The 2,043-nt window shown below is 38.2% G+C and carries 3 protein-coding genes and 1 tRNA gene; 3 read left to right on the top strand and 1 reads right to left on the bottom strand.

Features of this window, described 5'->3' with window-relative positions; all coding sequences use genetic code 11:
• Window positions 1–113: 113 nt before the first annotated feature.
• Window positions 114–189: transfer RNA gene (locus tag B0680_RS10580), tRNA-Gly, on the top strand.
• Between the two features lie 277 nt (window positions 190–466).
• Here the strand turns inward: B0680_RS10580 and B0680_RS10585 are convergent.
• Window positions 467–688 (bottom strand): helix-turn-helix domain-containing protein, encoded by a 222-nt coding sequence (locus B0680_RS10585; protein ID WP_049237014.1) that lies wholly within the window; start codon window positions 686–688, stop codon window positions 467–469.
• Window positions 689–870: 182 nt separating this feature from the next.
• Between B0680_RS10585 and B0680_RS10590 the strand changes: the two genes are divergently transcribed.
• Both B0680_RS10590 and B0680_RS10595 read left to right on the top strand, forming a co-directional pair.
• Complete coding sequence (locus B0680_RS10590) at window positions 871–1,086, top strand: hypothetical protein (protein WP_076555708.1); 216 nt, start codon at window positions 871–873, stop codon at window positions 1,084–1,086.
• 9 nt (window positions 1,087–1,095) lie between these two features.
• Entirely contained in the window at window positions 1,096–2,031 is a 936-nt protein-coding gene (locus B0680_RS10595; RefSeq protein WP_078255063.1) for an Arm DNA-binding domain-containing protein, read from the top strand.
• Window positions 2,032–2,043 lie beyond the last annotated feature (12 nt).

Genomic DNA, 2,043 nt, shown 5'->3' on the forward strand with positions numbered 1-2,043 from the left:
TTTTGGGGTGCGGCTCATTTTTTTACAAAAAACGCTTGACGGCAGATTATTATCCTGTATAATACGCACCCATACAGCGACAGATGCTAAGCAAATAAGCAAAATGCTGATATGCGGGAATAGCTCAGTTGGTAGAGCACAACCTTGCCAAGGTTGGGGTCGCGAGTTCGAATCTCGTTTCCCGCTCCAAATTTTAAAAAGTCCAAATCGAACGGTTTGGGCTTTTTTGTTGTTTAAAATCAAGGGTTTGGGTGGTTGTTTATTTGTATTATTGTGTGACCACTTTTGATAAGTTGGGCACATGCAAATTTTTGTGTGCCCAAATTGTGCCTAAAATGTGCCCATTGGCTCTTTTTCAATAAGTCAAAATATTGGAAAAATTACCCCAACTCAATTTTAAGCAGTAAGCTACATTATTAAGCCAAAATATACATCGATTGATTATAAGCTAGGCTTTGACCTAAACCTATTTTGATTGCGACAAATCATCAGGCTTATACTCAAGCAAATCCCCAACCTGCACTTCCAAGAATCGACATAGTTTATCAAGCGTCTCAAAATCGATACGTGATGAGTCGTCGTTATATAACTTATGCAACGTCGTCTTGCTCATCCCTGTCGCCCTGACAACATCAGCCACTCGAAGTCTTTTTTCTGCCAAAATTACTGGAAAACGATTAATAATCATAAAATTACCTTTTTTATGGTAAAAAAGCTTTACTTTGTGATAATTATCATGTATATTACGCACATAAGGTAAAAATTACCATCTAAATGGTAAAAAATACAACCTTATACAGAGATGCTATTTTGTTATAGTACAAATAGCTAATGATAGTTGAACTAAATCACATGATAAAGGTAATCATTATGACACAAACCTACCTCACCACTCAAGAGCTTTCGCAGATGATTAAATATGATGAGCGTACCATTCGCAATCAGCTAAAGGATTCTGTATTGATTGAAGGCATTCATTACTTTAGACCATTTGGCGGTCGCAAGATCTTGTATATCTGGGAGCAAATTGAAAAAGATATGCGTACTGGCATTATGGGTAGTATTAATGGTATGGCACTACAATAGGAGAGTAATATGGCAACAATCAGAACCAGAAAAGGCAGTAGTTTGCTTTTTGTTGATTTTCACTATATGGGCAAACGCTGCCGAGAAACAACCAATCTGACTGACACACCGGCAAATCGTAAAAAGCTTGCTAAGGTGCTTGAGAAGATGGAAGCGGAGATTTTATTGGGTAGCTTTCGTTATGAGCAGTATTTCCCAAAGAGTGATAAGGCTGCCTATTTTGATGAGCTCAATAACCGACGATTAAGCCTACAAAGCGATACGCCGTTATTTAAAGAGTTTGCAGAACTGTGGTTTGAAGAAAAGCAGATTGAATGGCGTAAAACCTATCAGGAGAAAATTATGATTATTCTAAACAAGTATTTATTGCCTAATTTTGCAAATCGGGCTTTATTTATGATTGAAAAGTCGGATGTCTTGGCATTTCGTAGTTCCCTCGCCAAAGTGACCTACAATAATACCAAGAACACCCTGTCTGCAGCCAGAATCAATGCAATTATGACCACATTGACTATGATACTAAAAGAAGCGTCAAAACGCTACAACTTTAACAATCCTTGTGAAGATATTAAGAAGTTAAAGACGCCAAAATCACAGATTGAGCCGTTTAGTATTGATGAAGTGTGGCGATTCATCCACGGTGTGCGCGCTGATTATAAAAACTACTATATCGTCCGATTCTTTACCGGTATGCGCACCAGTGAAATTGATGGATTGACATGGGAGCATGTGGATTTTGAAAGAAAAGAAATCCGTATCAGACAAGCATTGGTCAATGGCGTGATGGGTGAGCCTAAAACATTAGAATCCAATCGTGAGATTATGATGTCGCCATTTGTTTTTGAAGCACTCAAAGCACAGTATCAGGTGAGCTATGGTAAATCCAAATTTGTCTTTTGTTCGCACACAGGAGAGCCGCTTGACTATCACAATGTCAATCTGTAGTGGTCAACTAAT

This window comes from Moraxella pluranimalium (assembly GCF_002014825.1).
In the GTDB taxonomy this organism is placed as follows: domain Bacteria; phylum Pseudomonadota; class Gammaproteobacteria; order Pseudomonadales; family Moraxellaceae; genus Moraxella; species Moraxella pluranimalium.

What these genes read in the sequence shown, in the direction of transcription:
- B0680_RS10585 (WP_049237014.1), bottom strand. Translation starts at nt 688, where the DNA reads ATGATTATTAATCGTTTTCCAGTAATTTTGGCAGAAAAAAGACTTCGA.
- B0680_RS10595 (WP_078255063.1), top strand. Translation starts at nt 1,096, where the DNA reads ATGGCAACAATCAGAACCAGAAAAGGCAGTAGTTTGCTTTTTGTTGAT.
- B0680_RS10590 (WP_076555708.1), top strand. Translation starts at nt 871, where the DNA reads ATGACACAAACCTACCTCACCACTCAAGAGCTTTCGCAGATGATTAAA.